General features: G+C 38.1%; 20 protein-coding genes and 2 pseudogenes. 6 read left to right on the top strand and 16 right to left on the bottom strand.

Annotated features, from left to right (window positions below; all coding sequences use genetic code 11):
• Nucleotides 1-18 precede the first annotated feature (18 nt).
• On the top strand, nucleotides 19-1251 hold the full coding sequence (locus QNH43_RS06710; RefSeq protein ID WP_283917247.1) for an aminopeptidase: 1233 nt from the start codon (nucleotides 19-21) through the stop codon (nucleotides 1249-1251).
• A gap of 111 nt (nucleotides 1252-1362) precedes the next feature.
• On the opposite strand, the pseudogene QNH43_RS06705 reads toward QNH43_RS06710, so the two are convergent.
• Nucleotides 1363-1523, bottom strand: a pseudogene (locus QNH43_RS06705) (tyrosine-type recombinase/integrase); the annotation flags it as partial.
• Nucleotides 1524-1536: 13 nt separating this feature from the next.
• Between QNH43_RS06705 and QNH43_RS06700 the strand changes: the two are divergent.
• Nucleotides 1537-1833: pseudogene (locus QNH43_RS06700) on the top strand (IS66 family transposase); the annotation flags it as partial.
• A gap of 553 nt (nucleotides 1834-2386) precedes the next feature.
• Here the strand turns inward: QNH43_RS06700 and QNH43_RS06695 are convergent.
• Nucleotides 2387-3775 (bottom strand): M28 family peptidase, encoded by a 1389-nt coding sequence (locus tag QNH43_RS06695; protein WP_283917246.1) that lies wholly within the window; start codon nucleotides 3773-3775, stop codon nucleotides 2387-2389.
• 302 nt (nucleotides 3776-4077) lie between these two features.
• On the opposite strand from QNH43_RS06695, the gene QNH43_RS06690 reads away from it, so the two are divergent.
• Complete coding sequence (locus tag QNH43_RS06690) at nucleotides 4078-4911, top strand: glycerophosphodiester phosphodiesterase (RefSeq protein ID WP_283917245.1); 834 nt, start codon at nucleotides 4078-4080, stop codon at nucleotides 4909-4911.
• A 975-nt stretch (nucleotides 4912-5886) separates the two neighbouring features.
• Here QNH43_RS06690 and QNH43_RS27720 read toward each other — a convergent pair.
• The 4 genes from QNH43_RS27720 to QNH43_RS06675 all read right to left on the bottom strand — a co-directional run bounded on the left by QNH43_RS27720 (nucleotide 5887) and on the right by QNH43_RS06675 (nucleotide 8288).
• On the bottom strand, nucleotides 5887-6213 hold the full coding sequence (locus tag QNH43_RS27720; protein WP_434060185.1) for a phage integrase SAM-like domain-containing protein: 327 nt from the start codon (nucleotides 6211-6213) through the stop codon (nucleotides 5887-5889).
• A 59-nt stretch (nucleotides 6214-6272) separates the two neighbouring features.
• The gene (locus tag QNH43_RS06685) at nucleotides 6273-7073 is read right to left on the bottom strand and encodes a hypothetical protein (protein WP_283917244.1); all 801 of its coding nucleotides are present in this window, start codon (nucleotides 7071-7073) and stop codon (nucleotides 6273-6275) included.
• Nucleotides 7074-7092: 19 nt separating this feature from the next.
• Complete coding sequence (locus QNH43_RS06680) at nucleotides 7093-7680, bottom strand: matrixin family metalloprotease (RefSeq protein WP_283917243.1); 588 nt, start codon at nucleotides 7678-7680, stop codon at nucleotides 7093-7095.
• A 416-nt stretch (nucleotides 7681-8096) separates the two neighbouring features.
• Nucleotides 8097-8288, bottom strand: coding sequence for a hypothetical protein (locus tag QNH43_RS06675; RefSeq protein ID WP_283917242.1), 192 nt, complete (start codon nucleotides 8286-8288; stop codon nucleotides 8097-8099).
• Nucleotides 8289-8621: 333 nt separating this feature from the next.
• Here QNH43_RS06675 and QNH43_RS06670 point away from each other — a divergent pair, with 333 nt between their 5' ends.
• Nucleotides 8622-8789 (top strand): hypothetical protein, encoded by a 168-nt coding sequence (locus QNH43_RS06670; RefSeq protein ID WP_179086028.1) that lies wholly within the window; start codon nucleotides 8622-8624, stop codon nucleotides 8787-8789.
• Nucleotides 8790-8914: 125 nt separating this feature from the next.
• Here QNH43_RS06670 and cspC read toward each other — a convergent pair whose 3' ends face one another.
• Entirely contained in the window at nucleotides 8915-9115 is a 201-nt protein-coding gene (gene cspC, locus QNH43_RS06665) for a cold shock protein CspC (protein ID WP_010331195.1), read from the bottom strand.
• Between the two features lie 280 nt (nucleotides 9116-9395).
• Here cspC and QNH43_RS06660 point away from each other — a divergent pair, with 280 nt between their 5' ends.
• A complete protein-coding gene (locus tag QNH43_RS06660; RefSeq protein ID WP_076366977.1) occupies nucleotides 9396-9656 on the top strand; it encodes a hypothetical protein in 261 nt (86 codons plus the stop codon).
• Between the two features lie 34 nt (nucleotides 9657-9690).
• On the opposite strand, the gene QNH43_RS06655 is transcribed toward QNH43_RS06660, so the two are convergent.
• From QNH43_RS06655 to QNH43_RS06645, 3 genes are all read right to left on the bottom strand, one after another.
• Nucleotides 9691-10305 (bottom strand): YdcF family protein, encoded by a 615-nt coding sequence (locus tag QNH43_RS06655; RefSeq protein WP_283917241.1) that lies wholly within the window; start codon nucleotides 10303-10305, stop codon nucleotides 9691-9693.
• Nucleotides 10306-10395: 90 nt separating this feature from the next.
• Nucleotides 10396-11181, bottom strand: a complete 786-nt coding sequence (locus QNH43_RS06650) for a serine hydrolase (protein WP_283917240.1) — start codon at nucleotides 11179-11181, stop codon at nucleotides 10396-10398.
• Nucleotides 11182-11351: 170 nt separating this feature from the next.
• The gene (locus tag QNH43_RS06645) at nucleotides 11352-11519 is read right to left on the bottom strand and encodes a YezD family protein (RefSeq protein WP_283917239.1); all 168 of its coding nucleotides are present in this window, start codon (nucleotides 11517-11519) and stop codon (nucleotides 11352-11354) included.
• A gap of 520 nt (nucleotides 11520-12039) precedes the next feature.
• Here QNH43_RS06645 and QNH43_RS06640 point away from each other — a divergent pair.
• Nucleotides 12040-13428, top strand: a complete 1389-nt coding sequence (locus tag QNH43_RS06640) for an amino acid permease (protein WP_283917238.1) — start codon at nucleotides 12040-12042, stop codon at nucleotides 13426-13428.
• Nucleotides 13429-13468: 40 nt separating this feature from the next.
• On the opposite strand, the gene QNH43_RS06635 is transcribed toward QNH43_RS06640, so the two are convergent.
• From QNH43_RS06635 to cysW, 6 genes are all read right to left on the bottom strand, one after another.
• Nucleotides 13469-14443, bottom strand: a complete 975-nt coding sequence (locus tag QNH43_RS06635; protein ID WP_283917237.1) for an aldose 1-epimerase — start codon at nucleotides 14441-14443, stop codon at nucleotides 13469-13471.
• 226 nt (nucleotides 14444-14669) lie between these two features.
• Nucleotides 14670-14969: a YxcD family protein gene (locus tag QNH43_RS06630; protein ID WP_076366987.1), complete on the bottom strand. Its 300-nt coding sequence runs from the start codon at nucleotides 14967-14969 to the stop codon at nucleotides 14670-14672.
• A complete protein-coding gene (locus tag QNH43_RS06625) occupies nucleotides 14957-15391 on the bottom strand; it encodes a hypothetical protein (protein WP_283918301.1) in 435 nt (144 codons plus the stop codon). The genes QNH43_RS06630 and QNH43_RS06625 overlap by 13 nt, the downstream gene beginning before the upstream one ends.
• Before the next feature lie 201 nt (nucleotides 15392-15592).
• Nucleotides 15593-16987 (bottom strand): C40 family peptidase, encoded by a 1395-nt coding sequence (locus QNH43_RS06620; RefSeq protein ID WP_349654806.1) that lies wholly within the window; start codon nucleotides 16985-16987, stop codon nucleotides 15593-15595.
• Between the two features lie 521 nt (nucleotides 16988-17508).
• Nucleotides 17509-18573: a sulfate/molybdate ABC transporter ATP-binding protein gene (locus tag QNH43_RS06615; RefSeq protein WP_283917235.1), complete on the bottom strand. Its 1065-nt coding sequence runs from the start codon at nucleotides 18571-18573 to the stop codon at nucleotides 17509-17511.
• A 10-nt stretch (nucleotides 18574-18583) separates the two neighbouring features.
• The gene (gene cysW, locus QNH43_RS06610; protein WP_283917234.1) at nucleotides 18584-19468 is read right to left on the bottom strand and encodes a sulfate ABC transporter permease subunit CysW; all 885 of its coding nucleotides are present in this window, start codon (nucleotides 19466-19468) and stop codon (nucleotides 18584-18586) included.
• Nucleotides 19469-19470 lie beyond the last annotated feature (2 nt).

The following is a 19470-nucleotide window of genomic DNA, read 5'->3' as shown; positions in this document are numbered from 1 at the left end:
AAAAGGAGTTTTGAAATGATGAGTGATTTTCAAACGAATTTAGAAAAATATGCAGAACTTGCCGTAAAAGTCGGCGTAAACATCCAACAAGATCAAACCCTCGTCGTAAACACGACATTAGAGGGTGCTGACCTTGTGCGTCTCATTGTAAAAAAGGCTTATGAGAACGGTGCGCGTAATGTCATCGTTAATTGGAATGACGATATCGTTTCACGTACCAAATATGAACTGGCTCCGGATGAGGTCTTCCACGAGTATCCAAAGTGGCGAGCGGAAGAAACGATCGAACTTGCAGAAAATGGAGCTGCCTATCTATCCGTCATCTCCTCCAGCCCTGACTTATTAAAAGGTGTAAAGCCAGAAAGGATTGCCAACTTCCAAAAAGCATCCGGGACTGCACTGAAGAAGTGGCGCCAGTATATGCAATCCGATAAAGTAAGCTGGTCCATCGTTGCCGTCCCTTCAAAGGCTTGGGCTGATAAAGTATTCCCTGAAGAGACAGAAGGAAAACGTATTGATCTGCTATGGGAAGCCATTTTCAAAGCAGTTCGTGTTGATGTGAAGGATCCTGTGGAGGCCTGGAAAAAACACGATGATACCCTGCATGAAAAGGTTGATTATTTAAATGACAAGCATTACCAAAAATTGCATTACACGGCTCCTGGAACCGACCTGACTATCGAGTTACCCGACAAACACCTATGGGTCGGAGCAGGAAGCGTCAACGTACAGGGTCATGAATTCATGGCTAACATGCCTACCGAAGAAGTGTTTACGGTTCCATTGAAAACGGGTGTTAACGGTACGGTTTCCAGCACGAAACCCCTTAGTTACGGCGGCAACATCATTAATAATTTTTCCGTGACCTTTAAGGAAGGACGGATCATTGAAGTAAAAGCGGAAGAAGGGGAAGAAATCCTAAAACAATTGGTTGAAACGGATGAAGGTTCACACTATCTTGGAGAAGTGGCACTTGTTCCATTCAACTCACCGATTTCCCAATCGAATGTTTTATTCTTCAACACATTATTCGATGAAAATGCATCAAACCATCTCGCTATCGGCAGCTCCTATGCTTTCTGTATTGAAGGCGGAAAAAACATGAGCCCAGAAGAGCTTGCAGAAAACGGACTGAATGAAAGCCTTACACATGTCGATTTCATGATTGGATCAGAGAAAATGAACATCGACGGCATCAAACAGGACGGCACTTCGGAACCTGTCTTCCGTAATGGGGACTGGGCGTTTTAAATAAAGCGTTGATATAGAGGGGTTTTGAACGTCTAAAACCTTGAGTGGTCACAAAATTGGTCACATATCTTTAACCTTAAACAAATTATCAAGTTCATCAGCCACGTGTTTCTACATACTGGGAAGCACGTGGCTATACTTGTCTAGCGTAATTTGAATGGATGTATGTCCCAACCTTTCCGAAATGACCTTTACATTCACATTTTGTTTGATAACATCGTTACATGTGTATGTCTTAAATCATGAAAGCGGATTGTGGGTAACCCTAGCTTTACCGCTTGGGCTTTAAGTTGTGACAACAACAGAAGTGAACGTTCCATTAAGCCGTTTGTGATTGGGAGAAAAAATTGGATGTTTTCTAATACACCGCGAGGTGCTAGAGGGAGTGCCATCATGTATAGTGTGGTTGAAACGGCAAAAGAGAAAGATTTGAGTCCCTATCATTATCTTCGCTATTTGTTTGAGACGCTGCCAAATATGGATCTAAGGAATAAAATAGAAATAGATAAAGTCTTGCCGTGGTCATCTAGTTTACCCTCGGCATGCAGAGTACCGATAAAAAGTGAAGCAAACAAAACATAGTCCCGAAATACACCACCCATGTAGCATTTGGGGGCTACTTGACGTTCACTTTCTTATGGGGTCAGCTGTTGACAGCTGATTAATAACAATACATCGAATTTGAGTTTACTGAACCCGGTTATGTTTGTATTTTTCATTTTTATCTTTAGTTCATTCACAGTTAGAACATGGCTATATTACTTGCGACTTAGAAAGCGCTATGAATTTAGTTTGTAACCTAAAATTTCAAAAAACAGCTCATCCTTTAAAGTTTGAGCTGTTTTTTGATTTCTATCTATTGATTGTTGAAATTATTTCTGTGAAGTAGTATTGGAGAGGTACACTGATAATATTGAGTATTTAAGTGGGAATGATATTGGAGTTGGATAAGCATGTATGTTTTATTACATATTTCATATAGGATTTTCACTAGACTTAGACTTAGTAATAGTGAAAAAATTAAGCACGAGGCACTGGCCGATAAAAAGAAGAGAGCATCTGTAAACTACACAGCTGCCCTCCTGATTATCTCCAAGATCCATTATTAATCTCGTAATTCTGTACAATGAAGTATTTAATCTACCGGACGGTCATCAAAATCATAGTCTACCGTGCCAGGAGCTACACGTGCATTTGTTAATGCCGGCGTTTCCGGACGGGCAATTTGATACACACTGGCACCGACAATTTCAGCTGCTTGCTGCAATTTTTCTTTCGATATCTTATCCAGTGTATCTGTAGGCTGGTGATACCAAGGCTCTACAGGGGAATGGATAAACAAGGCGGATGGAATGCCAAGCTCATGGAATGGTTGGTGGTCACTCCTGCCCAGCTGTCCATAAGGAATCGGAACATCCATCGTTCTGGCCCCTGCTGAGGAACCCAGGTCCGTCACAAGGTTTTTCATTCCATCAATGGTATACATAATCAAACCACCTGCAGGATTATCCTCGCCAGCATCACGTCCGCCTATCATATCCATTTGGAAGTGAGCCACCATGCGGTCTACATCCTCTTTGGGAAGGGAATCTGCATAGAAAGATGATCCAACGAGCCCTCTTTCCTCAGAGCCGAACGTGAGGAAGCGAATTTCAGTGTCAATTGGCGTTTTGGCCAGGATCCTTGCCAGTTCCAGCACAGCTGATACACCCGAAGCATCATCGTTTGCACCAGGGCCGCCCGGGACAGAATCATGATGGGCTCCAACAGTCACGATTTGACCATTATCCTTATTAGCTTTTGGTTTTAGGGAAGCGATGACATTGTAGGATGTCTTTTCGATTCTTTCAGCTTTTCCCACTTCCAGAGTGGACGTAATTTGTTTAGTTTTAAGCTGTTCGACCAACTCTAACCCTTGGGCTTGGGTAATGGCTACAGCAGGTATGTTTTGCCCCGCTGATACTTGTCCAAAATTATTTCCTGATGGTGAGTTGTTGTACATTAAAACGCCAACCGCTCCTTTATTCAGGACATTCTGAACCTTTTCAACAAAGGTAATGTCACCACGTTCAACTAGTGCAATTTTCCCAGATACATTTTCTCCAACTTCCTCTGGCTTTGCTTTTCCAACATTAACAAGTTCGGCCGTTACCTTCCCGCTGATGCTGCCGCTAATGGCACGCGGTGTTCCTCCTAAATCACTGTCACCAATTTTCACTTTTACATTTTGCACCGTATCATAGATGGGAAAAGGCTGTACCTTTGTTTCAAAACCAAGACTCTTAAACTGACTTTCTATGTATTTGACTGCACGGAGCTCCCCTTCTGTACCAGCAGCCCTCGGTTGCTCTGATAGATAGGCAATCGTATTATACATATTGTCCGCACTAATTTTTTTGATAACTTTGTTATCAAAAGCTGTGTCAGACTGGGCACTTGTTGCCCCGTTTGTTTGTGCAAATACTGTACCAGTTGATAGAACCATACCCGCAGCTAATAGTACTGTTAGTGATTTTCTATACATGTAATCCCACCTTATCCATAATATACCTAATTATGTATTTAACTGAATAGTTTGTAAATGAGTCATAAGTCTTTAAATCCTAACTATCAATCGGTGTCTGACACCCCCGCTCTCACACGTCTTATGAGACATTAAGAAATCCTAATTTCACAGTATACTTGATAGGGAATCTAAACCGTAAATCTACAATTGATTAAAAAGGATATTAGACATATAAAATCAATACATTATAAACATATTGCTTCAACATTTCTTTTCTATAATTATAGCTGTATACATATTTTAGATTGGAGATGGAGAAAATGAACAAAAAATTACTAGCAGGTGCCGGGGTAGCGTTTACGTTGTTATTCAGTCCACTAAGTCAAGCTTTTGCATCAGAAACAATAACAATGGGAGACTTAAGAAAGGTTGATAATGTTGCCCATCGTGGTGCATCGGCATATGCACCTGAAAATACGATTGCTGCTTATGATAAAGCAGTAAAAATGAAGGCAGATTATATTGAAATTGATGTTCAAAGAAGCAAGGATGGAGAATTAGTACTTATCCATGATACGACAGTTGATCGAACAACGGATGGATCTGGAAAGGTTGGTGATTTCACGTTTGAAGAACTAAGAAGCCTTGATGCAGGCAGCTGGAAAGGTGAGCAATTTGCTGGTGAACAAATCCCAACATTTGATGAGATTCTTGATCGTTACCACGGGAAAATTGGAATATTAATAGAATTAAAGGCTCCAGAGCTATATCCTGGGATGGAAGAAAGTGTAGCTGAAGAATTAAAAGAACGAAATCTTGATAAACCACAAAATGAAAAAATCATTCTCCAATCATTTAACCATGAATCAATGGAAAAAATGAATGATCTCGTTCCTAAAGTTCCAATCGGTGTGTTAACATCTTCAAGAGCTGACACAACAGAACAAGCCTTACAGGAATTTTCAACATATGCTGACTATTTTAATCCAAGCTATGGAATTGTTACTAAAGAATTAGTGAATCAAGTTCACTCTCTTGATATGAAAATTGGATCATGGACAGTACGTAGTCAAGAGGCAGCAGATTTCCTATTAGATATGGGAGTTGACGCAATTATTACGGATTATCCAGATTATGTAGATCCAAGAAACTAATATTTTTGTATAGTTATTAGAAAAAAGGTCGATTTCTACAGGAGATTGATCTTTTTTTGGGTTGAAACCTTCTTAACGTTTGAAATCCCCATTTTCCGGACGTTATGGAATGTATGACCCTATTTATTTGAATCGAATAGGTAATTATAAGTCTAAAGGTAGTTAATTTCGTTGTAGAGCGTTTCTCAGTTTAAATTATTTAAAAAACAGGTGTTTTTGACTGGTAAAAGGTATGTTTTCACTTTCAGTTAGGTTTGCGTTTAGCTTTTATATAATCGTTTAGGGATAAAAAATAATTTGGGCGGCAGCACTACAGACTGATCAGAAAGGCAGAACATCTTTCTGTCATTCTGTACTTGTCGCTTCGGCATTAAATGGCCCGATAACCACAGTCTGTACGGCTAACGCCTACATTCCGTAGGTTCCTGTTCCCTTTACGTATCAAAAACCTTTCTTAAATGCAAAAGGATTTTGATGTTCCATTTTTGAATGTAAGGAGCGGGCAACGGAGTTTCAACCACAAGAGAACAAAACTATAATACCATTATCATTACAAATAGCAGTTCGAGTGTGGGAGTGGAAGTGCTAATCATTGAATATAAAAATGAGACCATGGTTTTGGTGAAAAGCACCGCCCGATCAAGAAGCACAATTATTCATTACTATTTATTTGTATTCCAAATTAATAAGGAATACGAATAAGCCTCTCTCTAAGTTTGGGAGAGGCTTATTGTAAGGGAACAATATTTACTGTTTAGGCTGATTATAACTGGACTATTTCTGGTCACGCAGTGGTCACAGAAAATTAGTTTTTCTTACACTTATCCATTTTTATCCTTTCATTTAAAAATTACAAAACCCTTATATATCAACGTTTCCAGACAACATCGACGGCATCAAACAGGACGGCACTTCAGAACCTGTTTTCCGTAATGGGATTGGACGTTTTAATTAGGGCGTAGGGGTTTTGAAGGTCTAAAACCTTGAGTGGTCACAGAATTGGTCACATTTCCTTATAAAACAAATTATCAAGTTTCGGTGCTTCTTTGACTCTTGTATGAAATATTCAACCTGTTCAGTATCCCAAGCGGTCATTTCAAGATTGTTTCGCTTTGGCAACGTCACATTTAAAACTGGATTTTCATTTACTAACTTTAAACTAACAGCCTTTCTAAAAACAACCTTCAACATATCAATAATTTTCTTAATCGTATTAGAACTTAAAGCAGTTTCCTCTACCAAATCATAAATAAATCTTTGGATTATTAAAGGTTCAATTTTTTGTACTCTAAAATGCCCCATTCTAGGATTGGTATGGAGCCATTGTTCATCAAGTAATTTCTCTATAAGCAATATTATGTTTATTCCGCTTCTTCTACTAATTTAGTTACCTCAGTATTAATACTTTCTTCTATTTGTTCCTCTTCTTCAATAATACTTCTTTCCTTTTTTGTTTCTGCACCTTCTATCAATTCTTCGAAATCCTCAGATGGTCTTACATATTCTTCACTATTTTCATTGTATTCAAATTTTGATTGGTATACTCCAATAAATGTATAGAAATCAAATCCAGTTTCAAATCCCTCTGTCTCACTAGTTAAAAAGGCAACCATTTCATCACCTTTTATAGATGGCTTATGTCCATCAGGTATTACAAAAAAGGTTTCATTTAATTCCTCTTCTGTTAAATCTGGAAATTTATCTCCCATTCCACTTTGTTCAGCAGTAATATATCCGCCCATCTCTAATACTGTTATCTCTTTTCCTTCTAATCTTGAATCCCCATTTAAAACTTTATTAATTTTAAAGGATAGTTTTGTAAATGGTTCACCTTGTCCAGTATCTTTATCGATATACACATAGTTTTCAGTAGACACGACTATTCCTTCAACAGCTAACTCTGAATCTTCTATTAACCGTTCAACTTCCTCATAATTAAAAGCAAAGGCAAGTTCAGATTCTACGACTGTTACATTATCCCTAGAAATATTTTCATTATCTGTAACAACACCTTCTTTGGTAGAATCACTTGACTTAACGTCTTCAGTCATTATTGCCAAATTGTCTTGTTCCTTATTTTGAGATTCATCATTAGTACTACTACACGCTGTTAAAGCGAAAAATGATAACAAACAAAAAAATAGAAATTTGATCTTATTCATTTTTCTTCTCCTCCACTATTTAATAAAGGTAATTGATACCATTGTATTCATCTTTTCTAGGATATTGAATTCCTAGCCTATAAGCATCATCTACATTTGAATCCATTAATTGATTATCCGTATGAGCCAAACCAAAAGCATGTCCGATTTCATGACTAATCGTTACTTGTTGAAGTTTAGGTATAGAAGTCATTAGGCTTTTTGATAATTTAATTTCTGACCAATACCAGTTTTGATTTTGAGGAAGAACTTTTTTTTGGTTAACAAAAAATGTAGTTCGCCCAATAACATTTGTTCCAGAAAGAGAGTTGACACGATAAAAATCAATAGTACTAGCACTCTTAGTTGTTGTCTTTCTATAAGATATTGGGGTTAATATTCCTGCATATTTGGAAGAATATATCCACCTGTCAAATGAATTTGCTATTTTTGTAGAGTAAGTACTTGCAGATGAATCCACCCAATAAAACTTTGTACTTTTACCATAGTTTCCAATTCCTGAAGACATTTTATGCCCTTTAAATGTATTATAGGCATTTGCACTAACTGGAATCAGAAAAACAAGAATGGTGCTTAATAATACGCTATTCCTCATAAGTCTTCTCATAAAATTCACTCCTCTTTTTTTAAAAATGGTTACATATACATTTTATAACTATCTTTAAGTGTATAAGTAATCTATTTTTACCAAAAATTGAGAAAAATATGAAAATAACGATTATCTATATTATTAAAATCATCTTTTATCTTTGACATAAAAAATTACAGTGTAATAAATGAATAAGTTTATCTTAGACATTTATTACACTGTAACCAACTGAATAAGCCTATTAAGGCGATATGAAGACGGTAGACATAATCACCTAATTTTCTTGGAAAGTTCTTTTGTTTCCTTATCACAAAGAAAATGGTATATATCAATAAGTTCATCAAGTGTTTTCTCTTCAAAGTTGATAAGTTCCAATACATAATTTTTTGCCTGTTGACGAGAGGTAACCATTTTTGAAAGTTATGTCCATAAAATTATTGAAGTTCCTTGATTCGTCTGGCATATAACCTGTCAAAATACAAAGCATAATAATCTTCATCATAAACGTAATCGCTTCTAGTTGGTTCTGTATTTTTGGTTTGACCGCCAAATTTAGATTTCAATTTATTCACTCTTGGTTTAAGGAGATTTTCTTCTTCCTTCTCTGCATTTTCTACTACAACCATTTTCTTTATTAACCTCATTCTCATGTAAAAACACAAATTCATCATTCTTAAACCGTTCGACGAACCTGTCTTCCGTAATGGGAACTGGGCGTTTTAAATAACTGACATTCTTGATAACTTACTGATTATAGCCACGTGATTCCTTAGCAACATGTGGCTGTTTTTTATGCACTGTTAAAATCACCATCAGGCTTTTAGCTTGGTCCAGCCAAAATAATTGGGCTAGTTCCGTATACATAGCCTGATTTTTTAACCCCAATATATCATTGGAATATCTTGAACACATCTTTCATTCGCAAATATGTTATACTATTAATAAAGAGGGTGGCTAAATTGAGAAGCAATAAGTATAATACTGGTGAAACAGTAACCATTCAGGATACTAATGAATCAGTAACCATTAATAAATGGGCATATGTAAAGAATATGAAGAGATATTCTTATACTGTCAAAGAACATCCAACTACTTTTTTCTTTGAAGAAGAATTAAAAAAAGCTTAATGACAAGTCACTAAAACCCTACTCATTTCAGAGTGGGATTTTTTTCGCTTTGATTTTTTAGCACAATAAAATACAGACTCCCATCGAGGAAGTCTGTTCATATCGGTTACGATTTAATTTGAAAATTAAGCTTTTTGAACGTTAGCAGCTTGAGCTCCACGAGCACCTTGCTCAACGTCGAAAGTTACTTTTTGACCTTCGTCTAAAGATTTGAAGCCTTCGCTTTGGATAGCTGAGAAATGTACGAATACGTCGTCTCCGTTTTCACGTTCGATAAATCCAAAACCTTTTTCTGCATTAAACCATTTAACTGTACCTTGTTCCATTGTTGTTGCCTCCTAGTGCATAACACACATTGTATTACTATTTTTAATCATTTGGAAAATAATCACTATCCTCTTCCACAATCAAAAACAATTCTTTATTAGATTAACATGAATTGATGAAGATAGCAAATTATGCAGTGATATTTTAAAGACAGGGTTCACATTCTTTTTGCCTTCCCATTTTCTTTACTTATCCAATTTAATGATTCAGATATCAATTAATGGGTATATCAGAGTAATAAGAAACAGTACCAAGTATGATCAACAAGGAGGTCAATCAATGAAATATTACAAGGTATCCAATAGCGGTTTTGACAGTAAGGTTATTGTAGCCTATAGCGGGTATGAGGCACTCGGATTTTATTTAATGGAAAGCAATGATCAACTTGGTTTTGTTGATGATATAGATGTAGTAGAAGTGGATGCTGATGAACAAGTCGAGATTTCCTATACGGGTTTTCCCGTTTTTAAGACACTTAAGGAACTATATCAAGAGAAAGATTTTTGGGAAGTTCCTAATGTTGTCGTGGAAGTTGAATAAAGAAAGCAACCTCCCCATCTATAGCCACTGGATGTTATCTCCCAATCAACTCTGTCAAATAGTATTTGGTAATGGCAAGATATTCACGGGAATATGATTTCACCAGTGACACTTTGGGTGTTTTTGCCGGCATTCCCTTCATGTCCAAGCCTTCTTTTCTTGCTATTTCAACTGCCCGGTAGATATGAAAGTCATTGCTTACGATCAATCCTGAAGCTGCTGTATCAGGAATGAGTTCTTTTGAGAATACAATATTTTCGTGAGTTGTTGTAGATTTGTCTTCCATCATGATGCGCGCTTCTTCAATTCCCTGGGCGATCAGCCCCTGCTGCATTGCTTTCGCTTCCGAAATGTCTTCCCCCGGTCCTTTGCCGCCAGATACAATGACAACTGTATGTTTATTGGCCGTTAAATATTCTGCAGCTTTATCAATCCGGTATTGTAAGGATAATGATGGAACCGAACCTTTGACCCTTGCTCCAAGAATAATGAGGTAATCGGCATTTTCCGGAACTTGCTGGTGAATGCTTTCTTGAATTTTCATGTGTAAAAAACCAAAATACCCCAGTAATATAACAACACTCATTACCACTAACTTCATCGCCCTTTTCAAGGTTTTCCCCCGCTTCATTTTCCTTTCATTTAACATTATTCCCCACCGGCTCCTCTATGGCCAAGATCGAAGAGCGCGAAATCATAAAAGACTTCCCGCTCTTCCAAAAATATTCAAACGACATTTTTATTCTGCGACCATATCATCATATATCAATTTTCCAATTTTACTGATTACTTGACGGCTTTCTTCCTCTGATTTCATACCTTCAGTAAGAACTGCAGCATAAACAGTTTGTGTTTCTGAACGAATGATTGCACAATCATGGGAAACTCCACGAATTCCGCCCGTTTTGCTGGCGACCTTGACCCCTTTGCCCATCAGTGATGGAAGTTTATCCCTTAGTTGCTGATTGTCAAATACACGCAATATTTTTTCCTGGCTTTCTTTCGTTAAAAAGTTTCCTGTATGTATCGCTTTCAAGCAGGTAATCGTATCTTCCGCCGATATGGTATTGTCGCGCCCTTCTTTTAATGCCTTAAAATCCTGCATTTTTCGTTCAAGGACAGTATTTTTCAACCCGAGTTCCTTGATGCATTGATTAATTTCCTCAAATCCCAGCAGGTTCATCATCATATTCGTGGATGTATTGTCAGAAACAGTTATCATCAATGTCAATAAATCCTCTACAGTTAAAAATACCTTATTCGATAGGACATGCAGGACTCCAGATCCTCCTGTCACTTCATTAGGCGGGATGGTCACTGGTTGATTCAAATAGATTTTCTTTTGTTCACTTTGACGATAACCTTCGATGATCATCGGTATTTTGATAAGACTCGCTGATTGAAAAGATTCATTCTCGTGGTATCCAATCATGTCCCCATGACCATTTTCAATTTTATATGCGATTTTCCCTTTAAATGATTCAATTAATGCCAAGATATCATGTTCTATAGTTTGTAAGGTCATCTATTCCCCGTTCCTCCTTAGATATCATTTAAACCTCTATAAAAAACACCCTTATTCCCTAACTTATTCTACCATGTTAAAAGCAGTACAATCTTCTTCTAAATTCCAATTGAATAATTTTTTGCATAAAAAAGAGCCTTCATATCGAAAGCTCCGTTAATAACTATTATTCATCTAGATTTAATTGCCCTTCCCTTCACTAATGGGAATCGTTTCTTCTCGGTTGTATCCACCTGTGTGATTTCACCATCATGTATGGTTATTATCACGGATCCATATTGCAAATCTTCCAAGCTTGAAATGATATGCCTGATTTTCAATTCTTCTTTCTTTTCCATAATATCTCCCCTTTACTACTGGTAATAAAGCTTCGTTGCATGCCAAATGTTTAAAGCGTTCGCACGAAAAGCAAACGTATGCTTCCCGCTTTCCATGTTTTCTTGAGGAACTTGGTTTACCTATCATATCCTCATCATTACTTTCCATATAAGAATAACCAGTTAATAGGAACTCCACATTCCCCTCCCCTCACTATAAAAAATAAAAGGCACCCGCCATCTAACAGAATTAGATGTAAGGGTGCCTTTAGTTGACTAATCGGCAATATTCGGGAGTTGCATACATTATAGAAAAATACGATTCAAAACAAAAACCGCATTATTCTTACCAACTAACTTGGTATTTACTAATATAATCCAATTCCTTCGTTTTGTCAATATAAATTATAATTTTCTGATTAGTCTGCGTTTTATATTTTACTTATTTACCACTTTACCAAACTAAACTATTTGAGATATACTATTTTAGTATAAGTTGTCGGTATAAACACACACTGTATTTAAGAAAGGTTCGATATAAATGGTAAATAAAAAATGGGGTTTATTGATTTTGACCACATTCGTAATTGGGAATATGGTCGGCGGCGGAATTTTCATGCTCCCTGCTCAATTAGCACAGGTATCCAGTCCATTAGGGGCCACATTGGCATGGATCGTTACTGGACTGGGAGTTTTTCTAATAGCTTTGGTGTTTGGGAACCTGGCAGTCCGGAAACCGGATTTGAAGGCTGGACCGCAAAGTTATGCTCAATCATTATTTAAATCCCCTTCTAAAGGAAGGGTTTCTGGGTATAGCATGGCTTGGGGCTATTGGGCTGCGAATTGGGCAGCGACAGCTTCTGTCATCATTTCATTTGCTGGTTACCTATCAACGTTTTTCCCGGTGATGCATAGTGCGAAAGTGATTTATACAGCGGGTTCTTTTCAGCTTGAACTGGGTAAAGCATTAACGTTTGCGGTATGTTCCGTTGCCCTGTGGGGGATTCAGGCAATCTTGGTAAGAAGTTTTAACAGTGCTGGGAAAATGAATCTTTTTGCTACGGTGACCAAAGTGCTTGGATTCTTATTTTTCATCATTATCACAATATTCATCTTCGATACTTCCAATCTAGGGAACGGAGCTGAATTTTATGATAAGGCGGGATCTGCTATCTCTTTAGGTGATCAAGTGAATGCTGCTGCAATATCAACATTATGGGCCTTCATCGGTATTGAAGCTGCCGTCATGCTTTCAAACCGGGCCAAGTCACAAAATGATGTAAAGAAAGCGACGATTCTTGGTTTACTTATCGCTGTTGCCATTTATATCGGCATTACTTTATTGACGATGGGTGCCATATCACAAGACGATTTGAAAATATCACAAAAACCGCTTGTTGACGCACTTCAAGCAGTAGTTGGTTCAAGCGGCACGTATTTAATGGCTGCTCTTGCCGTCATTTCCTTATTGGGATCTACAATCGGATGGATTGTCGTTGCATCAGAGGTTCCATACCAGGCAGCAAAATCGGATCTGTTTCCTGCCTATTTTGCAAAAGCGAACAAAAATGGCACACCCGTCCGTTCTATGACAATAACAAATATCATGACACAGATATTCTTATTCTCCACTATTTCGGGTACGATCTTGGAAGCTTATAAATTCTCGATGATCGTCGCTACACTCGCTTACTTGATCCCGTATCTTGCTTCGGTTCTGTATCAATTGAAATTAGTCATGACGGGGGAAACCTATGACATCATGAAAGGCTCAAGGGTACGCGATGGCATCATCACCATCTTGGCGTTAATTTACTCGATCTGGGTCATCAAGACCGGTACGGCTGATATGAATACATTCATACTTGGCATAGCCTTATATGTATTCGGAATCGTCCTATACCCACTATGGATGAGAAAAAAAGCATAACCTTAAACACCTTGGCATCCATAAGTGCCAAGGTGTTTTTTTATATATCTTTCATAATCAATCTAGTTTTCAGCTGAACCGTTTCCCCTGAGCATAACTCCCTCAATCCAGTCATTTTTGCAGACAAATCCAAATTAGGGGCATTCGTTACCCATGTATATGGTTCAGGACAGACGAAACCTTCCTGGTTGAACAATACCCAAAACTTAAAATGTTGATCGCCATGATAGATGACCTGTACGCCAGCTTCTTGGTCAGTGAGTATGCACTCGTTTTCCAGCGCTCTTTCCTCATCATAGCCAAATAGGTCATCAAATAGCCTGCCATCCAAGCTAATACCGTTTTGGATTTCCAATGTATTGGCCGTTTCATGAATTGCACCAGTGGGCAATGACCTTTCATTCAATTCCCAATGTTTATTGACAGGAAGAGATATTCTGCAATCCTCCAAGTTACTCCCTGGTCCAAATGGAAAATTGAATACAGTGTGATAACCTGCTCCCCACGGAAAGGGTTCAATGCCCTTGTTGGTGATTTCCAATTGTATTTCCAATATTTCTGCCTTTAAAGAGAAAGACATATTCACAGTGATATCTTGCGGAAAGCTACCTTTTAGATCAAAATCGCTGCTTGAAAATTCAGTATGAATGACGATCGCTTTCCCGTTCACTTCCTTTTTGCAGACCTGCCACGGCTTGTCATGCAAAAAACCATGAATATGATTGGATTTTTTCATTTCATTGATTGGAAACTTATACTCAGTCCCCTTATATGTAAATTGACCATCTTCAATTCGATTAGGAGGAAACAGGATTGGCATTCCATACAAAACGGGGGCTTTATTATACTCTTCCACACTTTCCGGAGTGCGCAGCAACTCAATATCCTTATGCTTGTACTTCAACGAAAGCAGATTGCTTCCTAAAGATGGCGCAAGTATCGCTTCAACTTTTTCATTGCCGAACTTTATGGCCTTTTCATTTAAAAAAGTGATATCTTCAATATAACCTTTCACTTTTTCTCCTCCTTTGACTTGAACATATATCCATCCTACTTCCACGGACCATTTTTTGCAACAAATGGAAAATATATATTTCAGAGTCTGAAATAAGTGTTGGTAATCTGGATTTTGCTTAGTTCGCTTCACTACTTTTCTATCTCTTTTATCCTTTTCCTCCCAAAGAATCGACTTGTGCCATATTAAAAATAAAAAGGATGCCGTTTACGGCATCCTTTTTTACTTATCTATTACTTTCACTTACTAAAGCCACTATGCCTTCTTCATCATCCAAAACAAGTTCAATACCCGAGTATGGATCTTTATTCATATATTCATCCAGCCATAAGCGAAGCGCTTCTATCAAGTTGATGGTAATTAACACTTGTTTCCGGCCATCGACGAACGCTTCCGCCGAAAAGCCATAATCATCATCATACATTAACTCCACTTCTACCTCATTAGGTTGTACCTGCTTTTTACGGGCAATGTAAACACAAACCGCATTGATGATATCTTGTTCGGAAATCTTTAGCCTCTCCATGGGTTTGTATCCTCTTTCTTCTTCTTATCTTTGAAATAGGTGAATATTTTACGGATTACAACGATCAATACAACGACCGCTAACACGTTGATTAATAGACCAAGTATAGAACCGAGGGCTCCCATATTAGCGAATAGGCTACCAAAAAGCAAACCTGCCAGTCCACCTAGCATAAGTCCTTTCATTAAGCCGCCTTTTGCGAATGTGTTTCCAGTCTTGGCTTTATTGGCAGTAGTAGCATCGGATTTCTTCGTTTGTTTATTTTGGAAATTCGAATTATTATTGTTGTTGCTGTTAAAGCTTCTTTTTCCAGACTTGTAACCCCTTGCATCGACTGACTCCGTATGGTCTTGGAATACATAAGTGCCGACTGGCGAGAATGCTAGTGTAATCGTAAGTAATGCAGCCATAAATTTTTTCATCATGTTTTTTGCCTCCGTTTAATAGTATGGAATGTTGTTTCATTATATCTATACCCAGATTACTGAAAGTCCACATCACCTATCCTTGTTTAATCTTATAGTATTTACGTTTAATTTCAAAATAAGTTTCATTTTTTTTTCGATTTTTTTCAAAAAAAAAATAAGCAGGGGCATTTTTCCCCCTGCTTACTTAAAGAACGATTAGTTTACACGAACGACACGGCCGTTGAATTTATCTGCCCAATATCCGCTTGCCATATTGGCGATCGCAACACCTGTTGAACTTTGGGAACCGATAAATTTGCCGCCGCCGACATAAATACCGACATGCCCATCAGTTTTGTAGGTATTGAAGAACACTAAATCTCCAGGTTGTTTTTGACTACTAGATACTTGACGTCCTGCACTTTTCAATGCATCCGTACTGGCTGGAAGGTTCACACCAGCTTGTTTATAAGCCCATGCAACGAATCCTGAACAATCGAAAAGACCATTAGCGATATCGGATGCCGTTCTTCCGCCACCAAATTTATATGTGGAGTTACCGATATATTTATAACCTGCTGTAATTGCAGAGCCTGTATTTGCACTGCTAGGCTTGCTTGATGTTTCAGTTTTACTGGCTGCAGGCTTACTAGCTGCTGCAGGTTTATCAGAAGAACTGTTTTCAGATGAATTTGATGATGATTCACCTTTAGACGAACTAGATGCTGACGATTCAGCTTTAGAAGAACTTGATGATTCTTTACTAGAAGAACTTGATGATCCTTCACTAGAAGCATTTGAAGAATTAACTTCATCAGCAGCACGGTCAAGATCTGCTTTTTCTGATGCTTTACGCTCTTCCTCTTTTTTGATATTTTCACGAATGGAGGCAATTTGTGCTTCTAAACCGGCATCTTTATTCTCTAAAGCTTGTTTTACGGCCTCTGTTTCCGATTCTTTCTCTTCAATCTTAGCCTTCATATTGACAGTTTCAGCTTTTTGATCTTTAATTTGAGATTGCATGCCTTTAAGCTCTACTTCCATATCCTTTAGGCTTTGCAATTTTTTCTCAACAGTCGCTTGTTTTTTTTCTAAGTCAGCTTTATCCGCTTCCTGTTCGCTAAGAATCTGTTGGTCAGCTTCCACGATAGTGGCTACCGCTCCAACACGATTAACGAATTCACCAAAGCTTTTAGAACCTAAAACAACTTCTAGGTACTCAACATCCCCGCCGCTCTCTTGGAAAGAACGCGCGCGCTCTTTCAAGACTTCCTCGCGTTTTGCGATTCTTTCTTCCAAAGCTTTAATTTCTTTCTTTAAAGAATCTATGTCTTTTTCGGTGTCTTTAATTTCTTGTTTAGTATCTTTGATTTTTTGGTCATTTTCTTTCATTGCCGATTCTATCTGGGCAATTTGGGCATTCATCTTCGTTTGTTCTTTTTTCAATTCCTGAATAACTTGTTCTGCCTCTGAAATATCTGATTGTATTCCTGTGCGTTGTGATTGAATATCCGAGATGGATTCAGCTTTTACAGATGGTATGGCAAAAGCGCTTCCTAAGCCAAGCATAATTGTCGTGTTCAATACGATAAGTTTTTTCTTCAAACTCATTTCCCCTGCTTTCCTCCCCTTGCATTTCCATCGACCCACTTCTTTTTCTCTATGAAAAATGATTAGTCAAAATAAATTGCTGGGAACTCTTCTCTATTTTTTTTACTCTTTATGTAATCTTCAAGGTTGTGATTATATTAAATACATTTATTAAACTCTACTATGTTTTCATCTAAGTCGTAGTATATCATCAGATTTTGTCAAATGCGTAATAACAATATTACAATTATATTTCAATTTTAACATTAACCATAAAAATTCGACTTTTTCTCGTGATAAAACATCCAATATCTTACATAACATTCTTCTTATTTTGATGCAAGACTTTTTATCTAGTGTTTAGCTCCATGTGACCATAGACTATTGACGGGTAAAAACTCACCATTCCCTAATGCACGGAAGCCCTTTTGCAACAATTTGAAGAATATTTACCTTTCGTACAGGAAAATCCTGCTGTCAGCACCATTAAAAAAACAAAAAAACCGCTCTAAGCGGTTTTTCCGTCAATATTCGACCCATTCTTAAATCCCAGCCATAAAGTCGACAAAAACTCTCAATTCTTTCGGGCGGACATATACCCTTTCCCCTTTGCTTATTCCTAGATTCAAATATTGATCTTTCGTCAGTTCGATTTCCAGCGGTTCGTTTGTATCCTGACGAATGACTTCAATCCGGACGATGGGGCCAATTGTATGGATATGGTCAATGATGGATGCAATCGAGTCCCTTTCCGATGGTTCTCTTTCTATGATGAAGTTATGATTCCTTACATAACCAGTGCCCATTCCATCTTCAATGTCCGGTGCATTCATTTCCACATTCCCAGTTACCAATTTCCCTTTATGGACGTTGCCCTTCAATAGATTGACACTGCCGAGAAAATCATAAACAAAGGGATTTTCAGGGTGATCATATACTTCTTCCGGAGTTCCAATCTGTTCAATTTTCCCTTCATTCATGATTACGACCCGATCGGCAACATCCATCGCCTCTTCTTGATCATGCGTCACGAACACACTTGTAACATTGAATTCATCGTGAAGTCTTCTTAGCCAACGCCGAAGTTCTTTGCGAACCTTGGCATCCAATGCCCCGAATGGTTCATCAAGCAAAAGGATATTCGGTTCAACCGCAAGTGCCCTTGCCAATGCGACACGCTGGCGCTGGCCGCCTGATAATTGGGATGGATAACGATCTTTATATCCTTCCAACTTGACAAGCTGAAGCAATTCGGTGACCTTTTGTCCAATAACGTTTTTACTGGGCCTTATTTTTCTAGGGCGGACCTTTAATCCATAGGCGATATTATCAAAAATCGTCATATTACGAAAAAGGGCATAATGCTGAAAGACGAAACCCACATTTCGATCTTTTACATGTTTATGCGTATAATTCTCTTCATTGAAGAGGATCTTCCCGTTTTCTGCTTGTTCAAGACCGGCGATGATACGCAGTAATGACGTTTTTCCCGATCCGGAAGGGCCGAGGAGGGCTACGAGTTCACCGCTCTTTATCTCCAAATTGATGTTTTGAAGTGCTTGATAGGACCCGTAATATTTTGTAACATTTTCAATGATGATACTCATTTCATTCCTCCTAACTCGCTTTGGTCGATTTAAAGTCCGTTTTCCATTCAATGAAACTTTTAATGATCAAGGTCATGATTGCAAAGATGGACATCAGGGATGCAACGGCAAAAGCAGCCGAAAATTGATATTCATTGTATAAGATTTCAATATGAAGCGGCATCGTGTTTGTCATGCCACGTATATGGCCCGATACGACCGATACAGCTCCAAACTCCCCGATTGTCCTTGCATTGCAAAGGATGACTCCATATAGTAGTCCCCATTTTATATTGGGAAGCGTCACATACCAAAATGTCTTAAACCCTCCAGCACCCAGCGTGAGTGAGGCCTCTTCTTCAGACGTCCCCTGACTTTGCATGAGCGGGATCAATTCGCGTGCAATGAATGGGAAGGTGATGAAAATGGAGGCGATGACAATCCCTGGTATTGAAAAAATCACTTTAATGTCAAAGGATTGCAGCAGTGGACCAAATGTTCCATGTAAGCCAAACAGAAGGACGAATATCAGCCCGGCAATGACGGGTGATACGGAAAAAGGCAAATCTATCAGTGTTATTAAGAAGTTTTTTCCCTTGAAATCATATTTTGTTATGGTCCACGCAGCCACAACCCCGAATATGGCATTAAGTGGCAAGGTGATGAGGACAACAATCAATGTTAACTTAATCGCAGCCAAGGAATCAGGATGGGCAATGGCCGCAAAATAAGCTTCTGCACCTTTTTCAAAAGCTTTTACAAAGATTGCGATTAATGGGACAACTAAAAATAAAGTCAAAAATAGCAAAACAATGGAGATAAGGACCCATTGTATCGATTTAGGCTCTTTTGTTGCGTTTCTCGTAATGCTGACTGGGTGCTTCGTTTTAGCAACAACTGAATTACCATGTTCCATCC

Origin of the sequence: Peribacillus simplex, from assembly GCF_030123325.1 — a bacterium.
Taxonomy (GTDB): domain Bacteria; phylum Bacillota; class Bacilli; order Bacillales; family DSM-1321; genus Peribacillus; species Peribacillus simplex_D.
This window is presented reverse-complemented; position numbering and strand designations above follow the sequence as displayed.